Source organism: Candidatus Obscuribacterales bacterium (genome assembly GCA_036703605.1).
Classification (GTDB): Bacteria; Cyanobacteriota; Cyanobacteriia; order RECH01; family RECH01; genus RECH01.
On record DATNRH010000665.1, the window covers coordinates 1 to 2,426 of the forward strand.

Genomic DNA, 2,426 nt, shown 5'->3' on the forward strand with positions numbered 1-2,426 from the left:
CGTGCGCGAGCTGGCGGACGGCGCCGACCTGGTGCTGGTGGTGGGCAGCCCCAACAGCTCCAACTCCAACCGCCTGCGCGAGCTCTCCGAGCGGGTCGGCACCCCGGCCTACCTGGTCGACAGCGCCGAGCAGGTCGACCCAGCGTGGCTCGACGGGGTCGGCGTGATCGGCGTCACCGCCGGCGCCAGCGCCCCCGAGGTGCTGGTCAAGGGGGTGATCGAACGGCTGCAGGCGCTGGGTGCCACGGCCCCCGAGGAACTCGCCGGCCGCGAGGAGACCATCACCTTCTCCATGCCCCGCGAACTGCGCGAGCGGGTCATCGCCAGCGAGTAGCGAGCCCTCCCCCGCGCCGAGACATGAACGCCGCCGTCATGGCCCATGACGGCGGCGTTCTTCATATAGGTGAGGGCTTTGCAGGGAAGGGGCTTCGTAGGGGCTCTCGGTCCGGCGTTCCGGGTTGCTGAGCGATCCATCGCGCAGCGATGGCGGATCTACCCTCTTGGCAGGATGGGGGCGTGAGAGCACTGCTTGCAGCGCGATCCATCGCGCAGCGATGGTGCCGCCTGCAGCGGCTGAAATGGCAATCCCCCCTCAGAACCGCACTCTCCTCCTCGACCTCGTGTGGCTCCAGTAGCCCACATGCCCTGGCCAGACCGGCGAGTAAGCAGCCCCTCACCCGGCAGCATGGCATTTTTGCTCCCTCACCCTATCGAAACGCCACATCTTGATACATACTGAAACAAATGTCTTGACCCGCAGGGAGACGCACCGCGTGAGCCCCACAAGCACACGACCCAGGCCCCAGGGCCCCTCAGGCAGCAGCCGGCGCAGCGCCGGCTTCACGCTCATCGAACTGATGATTGCGGTTGCCGTGATCGGGATTCTGGCAGCGATTGCGATTCCGAGTTACCAAGGTTATGTGGAGCGGGCAAGGGTGTCGGATGGTCAATCAGGTCTTATGCAGGCAGCGCAGGAAATGGAACGCTGTTATACCGTGAACAGCCAGTACCTGAGTAGCTGCCTTGTGACTGATTCATCGCCAGACGGCCATTATGACCCCATTTCGCTTGTGTCAACCAGCGGTGGGACTTTTGCAGATGGCTCAACCTTTGCGCTGAAAGCTTCTGCTGTCAATAATGTTTCCGAAGGCTGTGAAGTGTTGTGGGTTCAGAGCAATGGGTTGAAAGGTTCTGGATCCGGTACAGATGCTGATGGCAATCTGACTGGAGACCCTGGTGAGTGCTGGTAATGAATAAGAGAAGCCATGGCTTTACTCTGATAGAGCTGCTCGTGACCATAGCCGTTATAGTTATTATGGCCACCATTGCGATGCCTAATCTTGAGAACTTTATTTCTAGTAATCGTCAAGCAGCTGAGTTCAACAAAGTGTTGGCAGGGTTCCACTATGCAAGAAGTGAGGCAGTGAAAAAGCGGGAAAATGTTCGGGTTGATGTTGATAGTACATCAGGGAAGTGGGTGGTGAAAATTCTTGATAAGGATGACTCTGTGATCAGGGTTGTAGAGTCAAAAGATGGTCAGATAGATGTTGATACTGTTACGGTGACTTTCAGCCCGCTGGGTCGTTTGGCTCAGTGCGAAAATACAGATGGCCTTGTTTCTCCTTGTGAGATTACGGTTGGTAGCTCCCGGCTGGAAGTTAATGCTGCAGGCAATATAGACAAGGCTGATTGAGATGCTCAGAAGACTGGCCTTACAGGCGCGCGGGTTTACATTGATAGAGGCCTTGGTTGCCTTGTTGGTTCTTTCTGTCGGTTTGCTTGGTCTCGCCATGATGCAGGTAAAGTCAATGAAAAATACACATGTGGCTTACCAGAGATCGATTGCGACCATCGCAGCTCAAGACATTGTTGAAAGGCTTTGGGTAGAGCTTGGACGAGGTGCTCCTGCCTCTATTGTCTGTCCAGAGGCCACACATGTGGTTGCAGGTAGTACCCCTGAAAAAACCATCTTGGAGCAGTGGCATGATGAATGGGAACAATTTATTCCGTCATTGGTAATGGATAGTGATGGTTCAACCGGGACGCAGACCGTAGTGAAGGATGGCACAGTAGCATGTAAGTATACCATAACCGTTCAATGGGTTGACGAACGGTTTGGCGATGAGAGCGTGTCCGAACTGGTTTATGTGGCAAGCCTGATTGGAGAGAATGCTTGAAGTACTTTAATAAGAGGCTTTGACTAATGTCAAGACATCAATGTCAGCAAGGCTTTTCCCTCGTCGAGCTGATGGTGGCGCTGGTGATTAGTCTATTGATTACACTGGGCGCCTTTCAGCTTTTTCTGGTGGGGAAGAAGTCATTTGATCATGAGTTAGCTCTCGCTGAACGTCAATCATCTCTCAGGTTTCTGGTTGATTCAATTTCCTATGATATCAGAAGTGCTAGCTATACCGATTTTCTTGATG

General features: G+C 54.6%; 5 protein-coding genes. All 5 read left to right on the forward strand.

What is annotated here, in order from left to right; genetic code table 11:
• Positions 1-334: hypothetical protein (locus V6D20_14040; GenBank protein HEY9816900.1), on the forward strand; the 334-nt coding region annotated here is incomplete at its 5' end.
• A 439-nt stretch (positions 335-773) separates the two neighbouring features.
• Complete coding sequence (locus V6D20_14045) at positions 774-1,250, forward strand: type IV pilin protein (protein HEY9816901.1); 477 nt, start codon at positions 774-776, stop codon at positions 1,248-1,250.
• Positions 1,250-1,693: a GspH/FimT family pseudopilin gene (locus V6D20_14050; GenBank protein ID HEY9816902.1), complete on the forward strand. Its 444-nt coding sequence runs from the start codon at positions 1,250-1,252 to the stop codon at positions 1,691-1,693. Before V6D20_14045 ends, V6D20_14050 begins: the two co-directional genes overlap by 1 nt.
• 1 nt (position 1,694) lies before the next feature.
• Positions 1,695-2,177 carry a type IV pilus modification protein PilV gene (gene pilV / locus V6D20_14055; protein ID HEY9816903.1) on the forward strand — a complete coding sequence of 161 codons (483 nt, stop codon included), beginning with the start codon at positions 1,695-1,697 and terminating at the stop codon, positions 2,175-2,177.
• A gap of 26 nt (positions 2,178-2,203) precedes the next feature.
• The coding region (locus tag V6D20_14060; GenBank protein HEY9816904.1) for a prepilin-type N-terminal cleavage/methylation domain-containing protein at positions 2,204-2,426 on the forward strand (223 nt) is incomplete at its 3' end.

What these genes read in the sequence shown, in the direction of transcription:
- V6D20_14050 (HEY9816902.1), top strand. Translation starts at nt 1,250, where the DNA reads ATGAATAAGAGAAGCCATGGCTTTACTCTGATAGAGCTGCTCGTGACC.
- pilV (HEY9816903.1), top strand. Translation starts at nt 1,695, where the DNA reads ATGCTCAGAAGACTGGCCTTACAGGCGCGCGGGTTTACATTGATAGAG.